Source organism: Streptomyces sp. NPDC017993 (genome assembly GCF_044328065.1).
Taxonomy (GTDB): domain Bacteria; phylum Actinomycetota; class Actinomycetes; order Streptomycetales; family Streptomycetaceae; genus Streptomyces.
In genome coordinates this window covers 80,361-98,255 of record NZ_JBIRGO010000027.1, presented here as the reverse complement: position 1 = coordinate 98,255, position 17,895 = coordinate 80,361, and the positions used below count along the sequence as shown (strand labels likewise).

The 17,895-nt window shown below is 70.1% G+C and carries 15 protein-coding genes; 6 read left to right on the top strand and 9 right to left on the bottom strand.

The features are described from left to right. The first annotated feature begins 578 nt into the window (after positions 1–578). On the top strand, positions 579–1,379 hold the full coding sequence (locus tag ACH4FH_RS34620; protein WP_398559921.1) for a MerR family transcriptional regulator: 801 nt from the start codon (positions 579–581) through the stop codon (positions 1,377–1,379). Further along, positions 1,376–2,692: a glycosyltransferase gene (locus tag ACH4FH_RS34615; RefSeq protein WP_398559920.1), complete on the top strand. Its 1,317-nt coding sequence runs from the start codon at positions 1,376–1,378 to the stop codon at positions 2,690–2,692. Before ACH4FH_RS34620 ends, ACH4FH_RS34615 begins: the two co-directional genes overlap by 4 nt. A gap of 186 nt (positions 2,693–2,878) precedes the next feature. On the opposite strand, the gene ACH4FH_RS34610 is transcribed toward ACH4FH_RS34615, so the two are convergent. The 4 genes from ACH4FH_RS34610 to ACH4FH_RS34595 all read right to left on the bottom strand — a co-directional run bounded on the left by ACH4FH_RS34610 (position 2,879) and on the right by ACH4FH_RS34595 (position 7,904). Then, complete coding sequence (locus ACH4FH_RS34610; RefSeq protein WP_398559919.1) at positions 2,879–4,552, bottom strand: alpha-amylase family glycosyl hydrolase; 1,674 nt, start codon at positions 4,550–4,552, stop codon at positions 2,879–2,881. A 147-nt stretch (positions 4,553–4,699) separates the two neighbouring features. Further along, positions 4,700–5,554, bottom strand: a complete 855-nt coding sequence (locus ACH4FH_RS34605; RefSeq protein WP_398559918.1) for a carbohydrate ABC transporter permease — start codon at positions 5,552–5,554, stop codon at positions 4,700–4,702. Further along, complete coding sequence (locus tag ACH4FH_RS34600) at positions 5,551–6,507, bottom strand: carbohydrate ABC transporter permease (protein WP_398559917.1); 957 nt, start codon at positions 6,505–6,507, stop codon at positions 5,551–5,553. The genes ACH4FH_RS34605 and ACH4FH_RS34600 overlap by 4 nt, the downstream gene beginning before the upstream one ends. A gap of 71 nt (positions 6,508–6,578) precedes the next feature. Then, complete coding sequence (locus ACH4FH_RS34595; protein ID WP_398559916.1) at positions 6,579–7,904, bottom strand: ABC transporter substrate-binding protein; 1,326 nt, start codon at positions 7,902–7,904, stop codon at positions 6,579–6,581. Between the two features lie 241 nt (positions 7,905–8,145). Here ACH4FH_RS34595 and ACH4FH_RS34590 point away from each other — a divergent pair, with 241 nt between their 5' ends. Both ACH4FH_RS34590 and ACH4FH_RS34585 read left to right on the top strand, forming a co-directional pair. Continuing rightward, the gene (locus tag ACH4FH_RS34590; protein WP_398559915.1) at positions 8,146–9,288 is read left to right on the top strand and encodes a LacI family DNA-binding transcriptional regulator; all 1,143 of its coding nucleotides are present in this window, start codon (positions 8,146–8,148) and stop codon (positions 9,286–9,288) included. Positions 9,289–9,399: 111 nt separating this feature from the next. Continuing rightward, positions 9,400–10,017 carry a hypothetical protein gene (locus tag ACH4FH_RS34585; RefSeq protein ID WP_398559914.1) on the top strand — a complete coding sequence of 206 codons (618 nt, stop codon included), beginning with the start codon at positions 9,400–9,402 and terminating at the stop codon, positions 10,015–10,017. Positions 10,018–10,162: 145 nt separating this feature from the next. Here the strand turns inward: ACH4FH_RS34585 and ACH4FH_RS34580 are convergent, their stop codons facing one another. Then, positions 10,163–11,164, bottom strand: coding sequence for a DMT family transporter (locus ACH4FH_RS34580; RefSeq protein ID WP_398559913.1), 1,002 nt, complete (start codon positions 11,162–11,164; stop codon positions 10,163–10,165). Positions 11,165–11,229: 65 nt separating this feature from the next. Here ACH4FH_RS34580 and ACH4FH_RS34575 point away from each other — a divergent pair, with 65 nt between their 5' ends. Further along, positions 11,230–11,838, top strand: a complete 609-nt coding sequence (locus tag ACH4FH_RS34575; RefSeq protein ID WP_398559912.1) for a TetR/AcrR family transcriptional regulator — start codon at positions 11,230–11,232, stop codon at positions 11,836–11,838. 280 nt (positions 11,839–12,118) lie between these two features. Here the strand turns inward: ACH4FH_RS34575 and ACH4FH_RS34570 are convergent, their stop codons facing one another. The 4 genes from ACH4FH_RS34570 to ACH4FH_RS34555 all read right to left on the bottom strand — a co-directional run bounded on the left by ACH4FH_RS34570 (position 12,119) and on the right by ACH4FH_RS34555 (position 16,302). After that, positions 12,119–13,561 (bottom strand): flotillin family protein, encoded by a 1,443-nt coding sequence (locus ACH4FH_RS34570; protein ID WP_398559911.1) that lies wholly within the window; start codon positions 13,559–13,561, stop codon positions 12,119–12,121. A gap of 332 nt (positions 13,562–13,893) precedes the next feature. Next, positions 13,894–14,403, bottom strand: coding sequence for a hypothetical protein (locus tag ACH4FH_RS34565; RefSeq protein ID WP_398559910.1), 510 nt, complete (start codon positions 14,401–14,403; stop codon positions 13,894–13,896). Between the two features lie 184 nt (positions 14,404–14,587). Beyond that, positions 14,588–15,550, bottom strand: a complete 963-nt coding sequence (locus ACH4FH_RS34560) for a DMT family transporter (RefSeq protein ID WP_398559909.1) — start codon at positions 15,548–15,550, stop codon at positions 14,588–14,590. A gap of 242 nt (positions 15,551–15,792) precedes the next feature. Then, entirely contained in the window at positions 15,793–16,302 is a 510-nt protein-coding gene (locus ACH4FH_RS34555) for a hypothetical protein (protein WP_398559908.1), read from the bottom strand. A gap of 1,071 nt (positions 16,303–17,373) precedes the next feature. Here ACH4FH_RS34555 and ACH4FH_RS34550 point away from each other — a divergent pair. After that, positions 17,374–17,751 (top strand): hypothetical protein, encoded by a 378-nt coding sequence (locus ACH4FH_RS34550; protein WP_398559907.1) that lies wholly within the window; start codon positions 17,374–17,376, stop codon positions 17,749–17,751. Positions 17,752–17,895 lie beyond the last annotated feature (144 nt).

Sequence of the window (17,895 nt, the reverse complement as noted above, 5' to 3'; positions counted from 1 at the left end):
GACCTGCCGCCGATCCCGCACCGGACGCCCCATCCGAGGCGGGGCCAGCAACGGCTTGATCACAGCCCATGCCTGATCAGACAGTTCATGACGACGCACCACGAACGGAGCAACGACTAACCGACTTTGCGGACACGCCCTAGGCCTCATGGGCCACGGGCTGCGCGCGACATCACACTTGGCCACCGGACAACCGATGGCCGGCGTCTTGATGCCTCGGGGCTGGGCATGAGCGGAGACCAGCAATACCCGGTCGCGCCGCAGCCACGAATTTTTATCTCCGCCTCGACAGCCGGGAATTCGAGGGCAGCCGCGACGAACGCGCGCAACCGTCGTGACCTCGCACCGCCCCAGTTCGTTAGCACCATTGGCGCGTGCATCCTTCCCCCCACGGGAGACGCGCCGCGAAGGCCCTGACTCTGCCCGGCTCAGGGCCTTCACCTTTTGCGACTCGGTGAACCCGGGCCTCCTCCGCGTCGATGAAGGGGCGCCGCTCGTGAGGAAAGCCGCCCGCGAGAGCGGGTTGACCCTCCCCTTACGTCAGGCTTGAGGCTGTATACCGACGAGAGGGCGGGTGCATGAGTTACTCCGTAGGGCAGGTCGCGGCTTTTGCCGGGGTGACGGTGCGTACGCTGCACCACTACGACCGGGCGGGGTTGCTCTCACCCAGCGTCCGCAGTCACGCCGGTTACCGCCTCTACAGCGACACCGATCTGGCGCGCCTCCAGCAGATCCTCTTCTACCGCGAACTCCGTTTCCCCCTCGATGAGATCGCCGCCATCCTCAAGGATCCGCAGGCGAACGCGCTGGAGCGACTACGAGCCCGGCAGCAGCAGTTGAGCGAGGAGATCAGCAGACTTCAGCGGCTGGCAGAGGTGGCGGAACGAGCCATCGAGGTCCAGCAGACCGGGGTGCCCCTGACTCCCCAGGAACGCTTCGATGTCTTCGGCGAGATCACCTTCGACCTCAGTTACGCCACGGAGGCAGAGCTGAAGTGGCGGAACTCGGCCGGACATCGCGAGGCGATGGCGCGCGCCGCGGCCCACACCAAGGAGGACTGGCAGCAGCTCATGGGCGAGGCCGCCGTCTGGCGCGCGGAGCTGATCGCGGTCTTCGACGACGGGGAGCCCTGCGACGGCGATCGGGCCATGGACCTCGCCGAGGAGCACCGCCGGCACCTCGCGCGCTGGTTCACCCCCTGCCCGCCCGACATGCACCGGCGCATCGCGGACGACTTCGCCGCCGACCCGCGCGCCTTCGCCCTGGTCATACCGCCGTCACAACAACGCCCGGACCTCGCGGCCTACTTGTGCAAGGCCGTCCATGCCAACGCGTCCCGCAGCGCCGGTTCGCGAACCGAACCCGAGGAAGACCGATGAGAATCATGATCGCCACTGCCGGCTCGCGCGGCGATGTCGCGCCGTACACCGGCCTGGGCGGCGAACTGCGCCGCGCCGGGTACGACGTCGCCCTGGCCACCACCGACTCCTTCGCACCCCTCGTACGTGATGCCGGGCTGGAATTCCGCCGTCTCCCCGCCGACACCCGCCCACACGCAGGTGTGCGGGGCAGACGTGAACTGATGCGCGCCGCTGCCACGTTCCTCACCGAACTGGGCCAGGGATTCGTCGGCGCGGTGGCCGAGGGCACGGATCTGCTCCTGCTGTCGGCCACCACGGCCCCGCTCGGCTGGCACCTCTCCGAGGCCACGGGCATACGGAGCCTCGGCGTCTATCTCCAGCCCACCGCACCGACCGGCGACTTCCCACCCGTCATCACGGGCTCCCGTTCGCTGGGCCGCCCGGGCAACCGCGCGGCGGGGCGCTTCGCACTCCGCATGGCCGACCGCGTCTACGAGCCGGCGGTTTCGGAGCTGCGCCATCGCCTCCAACTGCCTCCGCTCTCCGCCTCCGCGATGCGCCGACGGCAGGAGGAGGCCAACTGGCCCGTTCTGCACGGCTTCAGCACGGCACTGGTGCCGCGGCCTTCCGACTGGCGTCCCGGTATGGAGGTCGGCGGCACCTGGTGGCCGCACCTCGACGCCGCCGAACGGTTGCCCACGGACCTGGAGGACTTCCTCACGGCCGGGCCCCGTCCCGTCCTGATCGGCTTCGGGAGCATGGCGGCCGGAGACGGCGAGCGACTGAGCGAGATCGCCGTACGGGCGCTGCGGCGTGCCGGGCTGCGCGGGATCCTGCAGTCCGGAAGCGCCGGGCTCGCCGCCGACGGGGACGACATCCTCACCGTCGAGGACGTACCGCACGCCCTGCTGTTCCCACGGCTGGCCGCGGTGGTTCACCACGCCGGGGCCGGCACCTCGGCGGCCGCACTGCGCGCCGCGGTGCCCGCGGTCACCGTACCGGTGACCGCGGACCAGCCGTTCTGGGCAGCGCGGCTCGCCGCGATCGGCGCCGCCCCCGCCCCGATCCCCTTCCGGGCCCTCACCTCCGAACGGCTTGCCGACGCAATCGGCCAGGTCGCCGAGCAACCGTCCTTCACACGAGCCGCCGAAGCCGCCGCGCGCCACATGGCCACGGGGGACGGAACGGGGCAGGCCCTCAAGACCATCCAGCGGATGACCGGGAAGGTGCTTCGGCCAAGGAGCGGAGGGCAGGCCCAGGACCATGGTGGTGGTGACGGTGGAGTCGGTGGTGACGGTGCGTCACATCGAACTCCCGTTGTGCGCCCGTAGGGAGGGGGCTGCGGGAGGCGTGGCGGCAGCCTTGCGGCCCCCCGGCCCCAAGGGAGTCCTCCTCGGGGCCGGCGGTGGAGGAGAGCGCCGTACCAACAGGCCCTGTGCCAACAGGTCCCGTGCCCATCAAGTCCCGTGCCACCAGATCCCGTGCCACCAGGTGCGGCGCTCCGCCGGCCCGGTGGGTCAGTTCTGGAGCCAGACGGTCGTGTCCGGCGGAAGCCGGCCGTCGCTCAGCGGACCGCTGGCCAGCAGCACCTCGCCCGGCGGGACGGGCACCGGGCTCTCGGAGAAGTTGGTGACGCTGTGCCATCCGCTGCTGCGGCGGAAGTGGAGAACACCGCCGACGGTGGCATCGTCGGCGCCGACCCACTCCAGGCTCTCGTCGCCCATCATCTTGCGCCGCAGCCGCAGCCCGGCCCGGTACAGCTCCAGGGTCGAGCCCTCGGCTCCGTCCTGCGCCTGGAGGGAGTAGCTGCCGAAGGTCTCCGGCTGGGGCAGCCACGGCGTGCCCGTGCTGAAGCCGAAGGACGGGCCGTCCACCGTCCAGGGCAGCGGCACGCGGCAGCCGTCCCTTCCCTTGCGTTGGTGCCCGGTCCGCTCCCACACCGGGTCCTGCAAGGATTCCCGTGCCAGGTCGGCGACCTCGGGCAGGCCGAGTTCCTCACCCTGGTAGAGGTAGGACGAGCCGGGCAGTGCCAGCATCAGCAGCGTCGCCGCGCGGGCCCGCCGCAGCCCGGCCGCCCCGTCGGGGGCCGGCTCGCGGCCGTCGCTGAGCAGCCAGGAGTCCAGGTCGGTACGGCTCATACCGACGGGCAGGGCGTAGCGGGAGGCGTGCCGCACCACATCGTGATTGGAGAGCACCCAGGTCGCCGATGCCCCGGCGGCGCGCGCCGTGACCAGCGAGGTGTCGATGACGGTGCGGAACTCCAGGGCGCTCCACGGGCATTCGAGGAACTCGAAGTTGAATGCCTGGCCGAGTTCGTCGGGCCGGGCGTACAGCGTCCGGCGGGCGTTCGCCACCCACGCCTCGGCCACCGCGGTGCGCGGCGGGTCGTACTCGTTGAACACCTGGCGCCACTCGCGGAAGATCTCGTGCACCTCCTCGCGGTCGTACAGCGGGTGGCTGCCGTCGAGGGGGAGCTTGCCCAGGGGGCGGCCCTGGCCGTTGCCGAGGTCGCGCAGCGGCTCGGCCAGGTCCTTGGCCAGGCCGTGGGCCACGTCGACACGGAAACCGTCGACACCACGGTCGGACCAGAAGCGCAGCGTCGTCAGGAAGTCGGCCCTGACCTCGGGGTTGTCCCAGTTCACGTCCGGCTGCTCGGGGGTGAACAGGTGCAGGTACCACTGTCCGTCCGGGAGCCGGGTCCAGGCGCGGCCGCCGAAGTTGGACTCCCAGTCCGAGGGCGGCTCGTCGCCGTTCTCGCCACGGCCGTCGCGGAAGATGTAGCGGTCGCGCTCACGTGAGCCGCGCGGGGCGCGAAGGGCCTCCTGGAACCACATGTGCCGGTCCGAGGTGTGGTTGGGGACGATGTCCACCACGACCTTCATGCCGAGCCCGTGCGCCTCTTGGACCAGGGCGTCGAAGTCGGCCAGGGTGCCCAGGCGCGGGTCGACGTCGCGGTAGTCGTCGACGTCGTATCCGCCGTCCGCCAGCGCCGAGGGGTAGAAGGGGCTCAGCCAGACGGCGTCCACGCCGAGGTCGGCGAGGTAGGGCAGCCGGGCGGTGATACCGGGGAGGTCCCCGATGCCGTCGCCGTCGTGGTCGGCGAAGCTGCGCGGATAGATCTGGTAGACGGTGGCCTGGCGCCACCAGTTCGGGTCACAGGTCGCCGGGTCCGCGGAGTGCGGGGTGCTCACAGGGGCTCTCCATGTCTGCGGTGTGGGGTCTGCGGTCTGCGGGTGAGGGCCGGATCGACCGGGCGGGAAGGCGTCGGCCGATCCGCACGGGCCGGTGGGGGCGGTGGTGGTCCGCGGGCACCGGGGTATGCCGCGGGTGTCATCGGCTCACCCCTTGACCGCCCCGGCGGTCAGGCCGGAGGTGATCGAGCGTCGGAAGGCCAGGACGAGGATGGCGATGGGCACGGTGGCGGACATCGCCCCGGCGAAGATCGTGCCGTAGGGAACGGTGTACTGGCTGCCGAAGAGCGCGATGCCGACGGGCACCGTGCGGGCGGAGTCCTCGCTGTTGAAGGTGAGTGCCATCAGGAACTCCGTCCAGGTGGCGGTGAAGGTGAACACCCCCGCCGTGAACAGTCCGGGCCGGGCCGGCGGCAGGATCACCGACAGCAGGGTGCGGGTGACCGAGGCGCCGTCGATCTCGGCGGCCTCCTCCAGGCCGCGGGGAAGCCCCAGCAGGGAGTTGCGCATGATCCAGACGGCGAACGGCAGATGGAACGCCACGTACGGGATGATCAGGCCGAGATGACTGTTGAGCAGCCCCAGGGAGCGTTCGACGAGATAGAGCGGGGTGACCACGGCGATGGCCGGGAAGACCGAGATCATCAGCAGCGCGACCATGATCGTGCCGTGGCCGCGCATCGGCAGCCGGGCCAGCGCGTAGCCCGCGAAGAGCGCGAGGCCGAGGACGACGGTGGTGGAAACGACCGCCACCAAGGTGCTGTTGAGCAGGTAGTGGCCCAGGCTGTTGCCGCCGAAGGCGTCGGAGTAGTTCGCGAAGGTGGGGTCGGACGGGAAGACGCTCGGGGGGTTCGCGCCGATGTCGCGTTGATCCTTGAAGGACGCCGAGGCCATCCAGTACAGGGGCATCGCGGTGAGGACGACGAGGACGAGCGCCCCCAGATTCACCGGGTTGAGCCAGCGCCGCCGGCCCCGGCCGCGCGCTTGCGTCAGCTGCCTCATCGCAGCTCTCCTTCCGACGCCTGGGACGTGAACGCCCGCAGAAAGACCAGGCAGCAGATCAGCACCAACAGAGCGGTGGTGGTGGCGATCGCGGCGCCGGGCCCCATGTTCAGGTCCTGGAAAAGGGTCTTGTAGCCGAGGATGGCCAGCGACTGGGTGGCGGTGCCGGGGCCGCCCTGCGTCAGGACGAACGGCAGGTCGAAGATGCCGAATGCCTGCAGGATGCGGAACAGTACGGCGATCCCGATGACCGGCCGCAGTTGGGGCAGGGTGACGCGCCAGAAGGTGGACCAGGCGTTCAGGCCGTCGATCTCGGCCGCTTCGAAGACGTCCCGCGGCAGCATCACCAGACCGCCGAGGACGATGATCGCCACGAAGGGGGTGGTCTTCCAGATGTCGGCGACCATCATGCCGCCGACGGCCGTGGCGGGTGTGCCGAGGATGACCGGGGAGTGACCGAGGAAGAGTTCGCAGAACCACGTGGCCAGCCCGTACGAGGCGTCGTAGAGATAGCCCCACAGCTGGGCGGAGACCACCGTGATCAGCGACCAGGGAACGAGCAGCAGCGCCATGATCCAGCCCCGCCCCGCTCCCAGTCTCTCCAGCACCAGCGCGGCCAGCGTTCCCAGCACCAGTTCCACCAGCACCGTGACGACCGTGTAGAAGAGGGTGAAGAGCAACGCCTCGCGCCATTCCGAACTGTGCAGCAGGGCCGCATAGTTGGCGGTCGTGAAGGACTCGACGCGGAAGCCGTCGTAGGTGATCCGCACGGTGGTGAAGCTGAGCACCATGGAGAACAGGATCGGGAAGATGGTGACCGCGCCGACGACGAGAAGCGTCGGAGCGGTGTAGCCCCAGCCCACCCGGGCGCGGCGGCGGCGTGTGCTTCCGGGCCCGTCGTCGGCCCGGATGCGCCGGAAGTGCCGGAAGCGTCCGACCGGCCCGCCTCGCACCGCACCGTCCCTTGGCACACCACCTCGCACCGCGCTGCTTCGCACAGCTCCGCTTCCCCCGGTTCCGTTGCTCACAGCACCCCTCCCTTCAGTGCCGCCCGCACCTCGGATTCCATGGCGGACAGGGCCTCCCCCACGGAAGCCGAACCACCGACGGCGGAATTGGCGCGGGTATAGAGGGCCTTGCTGACTTTGGGGTAGTACGGCGTGCCCGACGGCCGGGCAACCAGCTCCAACGTGCGGGCGTTGTCGAGGACCGGGCTCTCCAGCCGCCGTGCGGTCCGGCTGTTCAACGCAGAAGTGAGCGCGGGGATGTAGCTGCTCTCCCGCAGCAACACCTGCTGCCCCTCCTCGGAGAGGAAGCGCGCGAAGGCGAGGGCGCCACCCAGCTCGCGGGTGTGCGGGTTGACGAAGACACTCCAGCCTCCGAGGCCGCTGTACCCGGCGCTCGCCCGGCCTTCGAATCCCGGCCGCGGGACGACACCGACCCTGCCCGCGGTCTTCGTCCCTTCGGCGTTCGACGCGCCCCAGGCGTAGGCCCAGTTCCGAAGGAACAAGGAGCGCCCGCTGAGAAAGGCGTCCAGCGTGTCCTGCTCGATGTAGGTGGTGACCGCCGACGGGCTGACCTTCGAGGCCACCAACTCCCGCATGAAGGACAGGGCCCGCGTCCCTGCGGATCCGTCCACGGTGACGGAGGTTCCGTCGGGGCCGACGACCGAGCCTCCGGCGTCGGCCAGGAACTCGGTGAAGTTCACCGTCATTCCCTCGTAGACCGACCCCTGCCAGACGAAGCCGTAGCCGACGTCACCGCTCCGGCGGACCTTCGCCGCGGTGTGCGCCAGCTCCTCCCAGCTGTGCGGCACCCGCAGACCGTGCTTGGCCAGCAGATCCTTCCGGTAGTAGAGGAACGACTCATCGATGAAGAAGGGCAACGCGTACACGCCGCCCTCCGCAGAACAGGCGTCGACCAGTGGCTTCGGATACTTCTTCCAATGGCCCTGCGGCACATAGGGATCCAGCGGGAGCGCCAGGCTGTTGTACGCGAACTGGCCCGGCCAGACGACGTCTCCCAGGTAGACGTCGGGCGACGGCGACCCACTGGCGATCTGCGTGGTGAGGGTGGCGCGGTTGGTGTCCGTGTCGGACGGCGCCTTGAGCAATCTGACCCGGACCTGCGGGTGCCGTCGTTCGAACGCCGCGATCAGCAACGGCGCGAGCTCCCCGTTACGACGGTCGGTCAGGCTGTGGCACCACCAGGTGATGGTGGTGGGCTCGGTGGGCATCGCGGCGCTCTGTCCGGCCACGGGGTTCGTCACTTCGCTTCCACACGCGGTGAGCGCGGCGGCCGTGACCCCGCCGAGGCTCCCGGCGAGCAGGGAACGGCGGCTCAACGTCATAGGTCCTCCTTGACTGCTGACGCCTGAATGACAGCGTTTGCAAGCTAGGGAGGGCAGACGGCCGCGTCAACCGTGGTGACAAGATTCGTCGCCCTCGCATATCAGCGGACGCCAGCACTTCGAGCGACCACAGCCAGACGGACAAAGAATGGGAGCGCTGTCATTTCTTCCCTCTTCCCGACCATTGGAGAAGGACGCCGAGCCCCTGCCCACCGCTGTGACGGTGGGGTACGTTGAGCGCATGCGCCCCAGTCAGAGTCCCGCCACCATGCCCGACGTGGCCCGGCGAGCGGGTGTGTCGGTGTCGACGGTCTCGCGCACGCTGCGGGGCCTGCCCACGGTCTCCCCCGCGACCCGGCGCAGGGTCGAACAGGCCGCCAAGGAACTGTCGTTCAGCATTTCCCGCAGCGCCTCCAGCCTGGTCACCGGCCGCACCGGCCGGGTCGCGGTGATGGTCCCCACGCTGCAGAGCTGGTTCATGGGCTCGATGCTGGCCGGACTCAGCTCGGTCCTGCGGGCCGCCGACCTCGACCTGCTGATCTACGACGTACCGAGCATGGCCGAACGGGCCGCCTTCTTCGAGCGGCTGCCCGCCCGGCGCAACGCCGACGCCCTGCTGGTCGCCTCGTTCGACCTCTCCGGGACGGAGCGTGAACGGCTCGACGAACTGGGCATGCCGGTGGTCTTCGTCAGCCAGCAGATGCCGGGGCGAGCCGGGGTACGCGTCGACGACGTCGAAGGAGCGCGGCACGGCACCCAGTATTTGGTCAACGTCGGCCACCGTCGGATCGCCTTCGTGCAGACGGACAGCGGCAAGGGCTTCTCGTTCAGTGCCCAGGACCGCGTCGAGGGGTACCGCAAAGTGCTCGCGGAGTCGGGGATCCCGGTGGACGAGAGCCTTGTGTTCCGTGGCGGTACGGGCCGGCGCGCGGGCGCGGACGCGGTGGCGCACCTGCTGAGCGCGCCGCAGCCGCCCACGGCCGTCTTCGCGGAGAGCGACGAGGTCGCCATCGGTGTGCTGCAAGCCCTTCGCACCTCGCGGATCCAGGTGCCGGAGGCCGTATCGGTGCTCGGCTTCGACAACCACGAGATGGCCGAGCTGTTCGACCTGAGTACCGTCGCGCAGTCACCCGACGAGCTCGGCCGGGCCGCGGGCAAGTTGGTGCGCTCGATCTTGGAGAACGACGAGGCGGACGACGCCCGGCAGGTGGTACTGCCCACCCGACTCATCCTGCGCGGGAGTACGGCGCCGCTGGCCGCCCCCGACACCACACCGGCAGGCCGTCCCAGGAAGCCGAAGGCGACGGGGCGGTCCCTCCCGGCCAGGAAGCAGGGCCCCACGGCCGGTCGTTCCTCCGGAACCGGACGCGGCGCCGCCCGGTGAGGGGTCGGCGGGCCGTCCCGACGCTGCCGCGCCCGGCCCCGCACCGGCTCCGCTCCGGGCCGCGCCTGGTCGCCGTGGAACGGCTCACCTTCGTTCCGTACACTCCGCCGCATGATCAACGGCTCCTCTCCTGCCCCTGACGCCGCCCTGTTCAACTTCGGCAAGCGGCGGATGCGCGCGACCATGCGCGGCGCGATCGCTGCGTTCGTCCTGGCCCTCGCGGTGCCGATCGCCGGCGTCGTCCATCAATACGGGTTCGGCACCTGGGTGTTCGCGGTGATCTGGTTCCTTGTCCTCGGCGCGGTGGGGGCAGCCATGGCCTGGGCAGGCTGGGCCGACCGCCACGCGTACCTGGCCTTCGACGCGACCGGCGTCTGGCTGCACAAGCAGACGGCGCACGCCGTCATACCGTGGGCCTCGCTCGAAGCAGCCGGCCTGTTCTGGTGCCCCCAGGGGGAGGGATCGGGGAAACGGCTGGTGAGCCTCGAACTGTGCCCCGCCGGCGGGGTGGATGAGCGCGACCCGGCACTGTCCCCGCTCATCGTCCATGACGAGCCCAACCTTCCGGGCGTGGCCGACCGTCGCTACCGCATTGGTATCCCGGCGTTCGCCCTCCGCGTGTACGGCCCGAAGCTCATCGATGCGGCCCGCTCCGGTGCCGGTCCCCTCTGGTTCGGGGAGCACGAGCGGTCGTCGGGCTACCTCCGCGTACAGGACCTCTTCAGCTGAGTCCGCCATCGTCAGCGGCTGATGAGGAAGGCCCGCCGCCCGCACTCGTCAGCCGCGAACGGCACGGTGCCCGGCACCGGTTACTCGGCGGGGGCGGTCAACTGACCTGATTCCCCCGAGCCATGGGACCTCGGCATCTCCCGCTTCACGAGACGTGGTCACGGCGGGGCGCCTGAACGACCTCTGACTCAACCGCGTCCGGCTCAGCGGACCCTGGCTCATCGGCCTCCGATGCAACGGCCCCCCGAACCCTCGACCGAAGTGCCGGCGCGTCGCGACGTGGCGGGTCACCGCGGTGGACGATGACGACGGCCGCGAGGCCGACAGCGAGCCCGATGGCGGTCTGTGGACCGAAGGGTTCACCGAACATCATGGCGCCCCACAGCGCCGTGACAGGAGCCATGAGGAACATGAGCGTGTTCACCTTGGTGACCCCGGAACGCCTCAGGATGAGCCAGTAGAGCCCGTAACCGCCGAAGGTGGAGAGGGCCACGAGCCAGCCGATGGCCGCCCAGAAGGACAGCTCGGCGGGCGGTCCGGCCGCCCCGGCCACCGTCGCAAGTACGGTGAAAACGACGGCACTTGTCGCACAGTGCACCGTCATCGCCACGCTGGGCGCGACCCTCACACGGGAGCGGCTCTCGACGAATGTGGCCGCCACCAGGGAGGCCATACCGAGGAACGGCACGAGGTAGGCCCACCACGCCACGCCGGCGGCCGCCGCGGCGTCGGCCGTGGTGACGATGACCACTCCGGTCACTCCGAGGGACAGGCCGAGCCACTGACGGCGCGAGACGTACTGCCGCAGCAGCGGCCCCGCGAGCGCCCCGGCGACGAGCGGCTGGGTCCCGTCGATCAGGGCGGTGGTGCCGCTGGAGACGCCGAGCTGGATCGCGTAGTAGACGGTGAGCAGATAGCCGCTCTGCGAGAGCAGGCCGACGACCATCTGCCGGGCCACCGCCCGCCCGGTGAGACCTCGCCAGGACGCTCGGGCGAAGCAGGCGGAGACGACGAGCAGTACGACGGCCAGCGGCAGGAACCGCCACATCAGGATCGTGACCGCGGAGGCGGTGCCGGCGCCGAGCTTGGCGCCGATGAAACCCGAGCTCCAGCAGACGACGAAGGCGATCGAGAGCAGGAAGTTCATGTCGCGCCCTCCAGTAAACAGATCGGTATACCAGTCCACTATACAGATCGGTATACACTGGGGCCATGGGCACCGCACAGACACCCCGGCGGATCACGATGACGCCCGCCGCGGCCCGCGTCGTGGAGGCAGCCGCGAGGCTTTTCTACGAGCGGGGCATCCACGCCGTCGGGGTGGATCTGATCGCCTCGGAGGCCGGGGTGACAAAGAAGACGATCTACGACCGCTTCGGCTCCAAGGAGCAGGTCGTCGTGGAGTACCTCGCCGACCGCGACGAACGCTGGCGGGCCTTCCTCACCGAGCGCCTGGACACCGCCGGCCAGGAGCCGGTGGCGCGCATCCTGGCCGTCTTCGACGCCTCACGGGCGTGGTCGGAGGAGCACAGCACCAAGGGGTGCAGCATGGTCAACGCACACGCCGAGATCAGCGATCCCTCGCACCCCGCCCACCCGATCATCGTCGGGCAGAAGGCATGGATGCTCGCCCTCTTCACCGAACTCGCCGAGGAGATCCGCCCGAAGCAAGCCGGTGACCTGGCCAGGTCGCTGATGCTGCTGCACGAGGGCGCTCTCGTCGCCCACGGCCTGGCCGTCTTCCCCGACCCCATCACCCACGCGCGCGACCAGGCACAGGCTCTCCTTGCCACCGCCTCCGGGACGGCACGGCAGGGCTGAGCAGGATTGAGGAGCCGCACGGCGTGGCCGGCTGGGGGGCTGGGCTGGGCTGACCAAGGCTGTGCGAGAAGCGCGGCCCGCACGGGCGACGGCGTACCGCGATGCGAGCGGAGTGCCTCCATGCAAGGAGTCCGGCCGGCGCCACCACCGCCGACCGGACTCCCATGATTCGCGCCGGACCGTGGGACCGTCGCCGGCCCTTCAGTCCGTCACACCCTCACTCCGCCATTACGCTGTTCCGCTGTTCCGCAATTCCGGTATGCCCTCGGGCCGTCAGGCCTCAGTCCGTGATCGGAATCTGCCCGTTGAGGTGCGCGCCTTCGGTGGTGGGCGCGGTGGCGGCCGCGGAGGCGGAGCCACGCTGCGTGATGCCCTTGAGCAGCTCGGCCAGGTCGACGCCCGTGGTGGAGTTGAGCAGTTCCATGCCCTGGGCGACGTTGTCGGCGACCGTTCGGGACAGCTGGCTCGCACCGTCCGTGGAGATCACGGTCATCTTGTCCACGGCGCTCAGCGGCTCGGACGCCTTCGCGACGACCTGCGGAAGTACCTCGACCAGCATCTGAAGGATGGCCGCGTCACCGTACTGCGCAAAGGCGTCGGCCTTCTTCTGCATCGCCGCCGCCTCGGCCGCGCCCTTCGCGGCCATCGCGGCGGCTTCGGCCTCACCCTCGATCCGTACGGCCTCGGCGAGCGCCGCGCGGTGCAGCTTCTCACCCTCACCGGTGAGCCGGGACCGCTGCGCCTCCGCCTCGGCCTCCTTGACCTGGGCGATACGGCGGGCCTCGGCCTCCTGCTCGGCCTGGTAACGAGCGGCGTCGGCCGGCTTTCGGACCTTGGTGTCGAGCTCGCGGTCGGTCAGCGCCGCCTGGCGCTCGGCCACCTTCTCCTGCTCGGAGAGGATCTCCTGCCGACGTGCGGCCTCGGCGAGCGGGCCCGCCGCGTCGGCCTGGGCCGCTGCCGCCTCGGTCTCCACCCTGATCTCGGCCTGCTTCAGGTAGAAGGTCCGCTCGGCGATGGCGATCTCCTCGGCCGCCTTCAGCCTGGCCTGCTCCGAGGCCCGCTTGGCGTTGGCCTCGGCGATGTCGGCCTCCTGCCGGGCACGGGCGGCCTCGGGGCGCCCCAGGTCCTCGAGGTAGGAGCCCTCGGTGGTGATGTCCTGGATCTGGAAGGCGTCCAGAATCAGGCCCTGCCCGGAGAGGCTGGCCTCCGCTTCCTCGGCCACCTGGCCGGCGAATGCAGCGCGGTCCCGAATGATGTCCTCGACCGACATCCGGCCGACGATGGCGCGCAGCGCACCCGAGAGCACTTCCTGGGTGAAGCCGACGATGCCTTTCTGCTGCTGGAGGAAGCGCTGGGCCGCGGCCCGGATGGCGTCCTCGCTGCCGCCGACCTTCACGATCGCGACGCCATCGAGGTTGGCCTTCACACCGCGCAGCGTGACGGCGCCCCTGACGGCGACCGGGATGTGCCGGCTCGACAGGTCCAGGGAGAACCGCTGCTGGACGAACGGGACGACGAACACGCCACCACCGACGACGACCTTCTGGCCGCTGTTGTCGATGCTGACGCGCCCGGTCGCCGGATCGGTGGACTTCTTGCCGCGGCGGCCGGTGATGATGAAAGCCTCGTTGGGGCCCGCGACCTTGTAGCGAGTGATCACCGCAAGGGCGAGCAGGACGAGGAGTACGACGACCCCTACGACGGCGACAACTACTGAGTTCATAGTGGTTCCCCCGTGCCTCTCGACGGAGGCAATTGGAAGGTGGGCGGTGGTGGTCTGCGTTGAGTGGTGATGCGGACGAGTGGTCGGGGGCTGATGGTGAGAGTCGTGACGAGTGGTGGCAGGCGGTCATGTGGCATTGGCCGCGGTGGGTACGGGCGGACGCCGGCGCGGGCCGCAGCGGGCGGTGAGGGCGGACGACCGCGAACCACGGTGCGGAGCAACGGGCGGTAGCCGTGACCCGATTCCCGGCCTTCCGGTCGCCCGGTGAGCCGCCCGGCTGCGGCCGACGCGGCGGGGGCCCACGGACGGTGAGGGTGCGTCCGGAAGGCCGGTCAGCGCTCCACGGGGCGGACTGCGACCGAGGTGGACGACAGTGACGCCTCCACCCAGATCTCGGCGCCCCGGGCGACGGGGTGCTCGCTCTTGGCCGCCAGCTTCACGGGATGTCCCGCGAGTCGCAGCAGCACTTCTCCGTAACCGTCGGCGGGAATGGCGGTCACCACCGACCCCGCGGTGCCGACCAGATCCTCGTGCCGGGGCACGGGGTCGGTCTGATCGCGCATCAGGACGCGGCTGAATTTCCACGCCAGCCACCCCGCGGCAACACCGGCCGCCGTGCCCACCCCGACGGCCGCTCCCAACCCGAGCCCGGTACCGCCCCATACGATCGCGCCGCTGAAACCGAACATCGACAGGAAGCCCGCGACGACCGGGAGCGACAGCAGCCCGTCGAAGAACCCGCCCAGAAAGCCGCCGAAGAGCCCTTCGAGGATTCCGTCGAAGACCAGCGCGAAAAGCAGGAGCGCGACCCCCGCGATGCCGAGCCCAAGAAACCAGTTCACCCGGCTGCCCTCCCCCGTTTCAACAATCGCGTGAACAGAAGGAGCGTCTCATACGCAGCCGGACATGCATATTGCCTGATCCCGGCAATCTTTATGCGCTTTTGATGCCGCGTTACGCTGCCGGGACCGCTGTGACGTACGGGAGGACGTACAGGGGGAAGTGCGGCAGATCATTCGACCTGCGTCAGATCGGCGTATCACGCCCCTTCCATGACGCGCGCTCACATTCCGCGGGGCCGGGGTTGGACCCGGCCGCGCGTTCCTCGGTGGGTGTGCCGCCCTCGCCACCCACCAAGTCCCGTGCCAGTGCGACACGGGAGAGCAGGACGGCGCCCCACAGGATCAGCCCCACACCCGCGCCCTCGATGAGCAGCCACCAGCCGGTCCGTACGCGTTCGTCGTACAGGGTGACGCCCAAGGACAGGCTCACCAGCGCGTCCCCGAGGGTGAGGACCGGCTGCGAGGCGGTCAGCGGGCCCGACTGCATGGCGTTCTCCAGGAGGAAGAGCGCCAGGACGCCGACGAGCGCGAAGCCGTAGGTCTGCCAGGAAAGGAAGAACTCGGCAGGGCCCCCGGTCTGCCAGGCGTACGTGGCGTCCTTCATCAGAGCCGCGGTGAGCGCGTAGGCGATTGCCGTGGCCGCTCCGAAGCATGCTGCCCGCACTCCCCCGGCCCCTCGGCGCAGCGCCGCACCGACCACCACCGCGATCACCACAGCGCACACCACGAGCGCGGGCACCCAACGGCTGACCGGTGCATGGTTGTTGCCGATGGTGGGCGCGGCAGCCGTCAGCGCCGAGCCCAGCCCGACCACGATCAGCCCGACGCCCACCCAGCCACCGCGAGAGATCCTTCCGCCCAGCAGCACCCGCCCGATGAGCAGGGCGAGCGGCAGTTCGAGGATGAAGAGGGGCTGCACCACCGACAGCGCGCCCTCCGACAACGCCAGCGCCTGGAAGCAGGCGGCAGCGATGACCGCGAGCATGCCGCCCAGCCACACGACCCGGTGCAGCAGATCGACGAGCAGACCGAGACGCAACTTGGCCGATACCGGCAGCGTCCGTGCGGCGCGTCGCTGCAACACCGTGGCCAGCGCATTGCTGAGCGCCGCGAGCAGCGCGAAGACGACAGACAGCCAAGCGGTCATGGACCTGCCCCTTCTACCTCCTCGTCAGCGCGGGATCGGCAGCATTCGCCCTCGACCGGTCTCTCCCTCACCACCCGCCTGACGCACCACGACCGCACCCACGAAGCGGGGGTCGCACTGTCTCCCGGGCCGCCAGCGGCTGGGAGCGGGGGCGCTGGTTGCGGGAAGGGAATCGCCGTGCCCGAACCCGCGTTGTTGAGGTCAGAGGACGGGGGCGCGCGGGGCGGCCCCGAGCGAGGGGCTCACACGACGTAGCTTGCCGGGGCCAGCGCAGGCTTGGCGGCGTCGGACAGCGTGGCGCTGCCGGGCTCGGTGGTGCCACCGGGGCCGCCCGTGTGGGTGCGAGGTCCGGCGTTGGGGGGCCTCGTGACGGTCGTCGGACGGGCGGATTCGGTCTGCTTGCGGGGCTTGACGTTGACCTTGACGGACCATGTCCTGTCGTCCGGGCAGGTGCCGTCGATGTGGTACTGCCCGCCCGCCGCCCGGGAGGCGATCTTGGCTTGGCCACGATAGGTGGCATTGCCCTTGTCGCTGGTCCTGTGCAGGACGAAGCGGCCCTGGGCCAGGGCCTGGCTGTTACCCGAGATCGTGCTGGTGACCACTCCGACGGGTGCGCAGCTGACGGTGACGGTGACGGTGTCACCCGGACCGACCGCCCCGGGTGACACGGAGTCGGCGAGCGCCACGGGAGCTGCCGCAGCCAGGACGCCCGTAAGAACGACGACAACTGATGTGGCGAGTGCGAGGCGCATGAAGTCTCCTCTTCGCTGAGCCGCCTATGGGGCTCTCGATGTACCCGATGTGGTCATACGCAATGTGAGGGGTCACCCGGACAACACGTCCCGCCCCTCTTACGGGTGACCCTGGCGGCGTGTGGCCCAGAGGGGCAGCCGGGCGGGGCAGCGGTGCGCATCGGCCCCTCCCCCTCGCACGCCGCCCCTCCGTCAGGCGGTGGCCTGGCCACGAACGGGGAATGAGTGCCTTAATGCCACAAGTCCGTACGACGGGCCGGCTGGACCATGTGCCGACCGGGCGCCGCCCGACGAAGGATCCTTTGCAACGACGACACCGAGCAGACGAAGTCGGAGAACGATGACCAGGTCCCCCTCATGAACTTCCCCTTGCGCCGACGCCGCGTTCCCGAGGCCCCCTGCCCCTCGTGCGGCGGCAAAGACCTCCTGTGGGAGGACGAGGGCGTCTACGGTGGGGGCGAATTACTGTGGTGGTGCGCCGACTGCCTGCATCAATGGCACGCAAGCGACTACGCCCCGCCGGTGCCGGCTCCGCGCCCTTCGGCGCCTCCGCCCGCACGGGAGCCGCAGATCCCCGCACAGCACACGCCCCATGCACAGCCCCATGCACAGCCCCATGCACAGCCCCAGCCCCAGGCTCAGCTTCAACCACAGGCTCAGCTCCGGGCGCCGGCGCAGCGGCGGACGCAGGCGGCGCCCGCACCCGCGCCGCCGCTCCCCCGGCAGCCGGCCCAGCCTCCCGCCGGAGCCGGCCCCGGCACCGTCGCGGAGCGTCTGATGCATACCGCCGGTCTGATCCCCCTTGTGCCGTGTCCGGGCGCCTACGATCCCTGGCCCTGCCGCTGCGCGCACTGCGGCCGCGCCGTCAATCCCACCTACCGTCAGATCCGCGACGGCGCCGCCGGCTGCGCCTGCCGCGGTACACGTCGGCGCCGTACGTCCCGTTCCGGGTGAGCAGCGGGAGCCGGGGCGCAGGCCGGCTCCCCGGTGGCGGAGCCACTCCCGGGCCGGCGGCCGAAGTGCGCCCGGCGGAGTCCTTCGCGACACCCCTGCGTAGTAAACTCTGCGGTCATGTCGAAGCCCGATGAGCTGCTCGTCGACATCGCCACCAGGGTGGAGTCGGAGCAGAGCAATCAGATGTCCCTCACTGTGGTTGTCCACGGCACCGTCCTCACCGGACGCCTGGCACCGGAGTCCGTGTGGAGGCAACGCGTGGCTGAGGTGCTGAAGGAATCGGAGCGACTCGGTTCGTTCTCCGCCCTTTTCACCTCGGGCAGCAAGGACACCCCCTCCGCAGACCCCGAGACGCCGCCCACTCACCTGCATTTCCATGTCGCGCGCATTCTTCAGGGAGCGGTCGGGATTCCCGAGACCGGCGGGATGTACCGCGTCGCCCTGGTAGATGTCAGCGCGTGGACGGTGGGCGACTTCAGCTACTCCGACCGCTGAGCCCTGCGTCGCGCCTCCCGGCCCACGCCCGTACCGGCTGCGTCTTACCGACTACGTCTTACCTTCTGCGTCTTACCGGGTGCGTGCTTTACCCATAGGCGTGCTTACCGGCTCCGTGCCGAGTCGGACGCCGCCGGGTGAACG

Excerpts from the sequence above, each read along its gene's own strand:
- ACH4FH_RS34550 (WP_398559907.1), top strand. The coding sequence starts at position 17,374 with ATGTCGAAGCCCGATGAGCTGCTCGTCGACATCGCCACCAGGGTGGAG.
- ACH4FH_RS34580 (WP_398559913.1), bottom strand. The coding sequence starts at position 11,164 with ATGAACTTCCTGCTCTCGATCGCCTTCGTCGTCTGCTGGAGCTCGGGT.
- ACH4FH_RS34585 (WP_398559914.1), top strand. The coding sequence starts at position 9,400 with ATGATCAACGGCTCCTCTCCTGCCCCTGACGCCGCCCTGTTCAACTTC.
- ACH4FH_RS34605 (WP_398559918.1), bottom strand. The coding sequence starts at position 5,554 with ATGAGGCAGCTGACGCAAGCGCGCGGCCGGGGCCGGCGGCGCTGGCTC.
- ACH4FH_RS34615 (WP_398559920.1), top strand. The coding sequence starts at position 1,376 with ATGAGAATCATGATCGCCACTGCCGGCTCGCGCGGCGATGTCGCGCCG.
- ACH4FH_RS34590 (WP_398559915.1), top strand. The coding sequence starts at position 8,146 with ATGCGCCCCAGTCAGAGTCCCGCCACCATGCCCGACGTGGCCCGGCGA.
- ACH4FH_RS34555 (WP_398559908.1), bottom strand. The coding sequence starts at position 16,302 with ATGCGCCTCGCACTCGCCACATCAGTTGTCGTCGTTCTTACGGGCGTC.
- ACH4FH_RS34560 (WP_398559909.1), bottom strand. The coding sequence starts at position 15,550 with ATGACCGCTTGGCTGTCTGTCGTCTTCGCGCTGCTCGCGGCGCTCAGC.
- ACH4FH_RS34570 (WP_398559911.1), bottom strand. The coding sequence starts at position 13,561 with ATGAACTCAGTAGTTGTCGCCGTCGTAGGGGTCGTCGTACTCCTCGTC.
- ACH4FH_RS34620 (WP_398559921.1), top strand. The coding sequence starts at position 579 with ATGAGTTACTCCGTAGGGCAGGTCGCGGCTTTTGCCGGGGTGACGGTG.
- ACH4FH_RS34575 (WP_398559912.1), top strand. The coding sequence starts at position 11,230 with ATGGGCACCGCACAGACACCCCGGCGGATCACGATGACGCCCGCCGCG.
- ACH4FH_RS34595 (WP_398559916.1), bottom strand. The coding sequence starts at position 7,904 with ATGACGTTGAGCCGCCGTTCCCTGCTCGCCGGGAGCCTCGGCGGGGTC.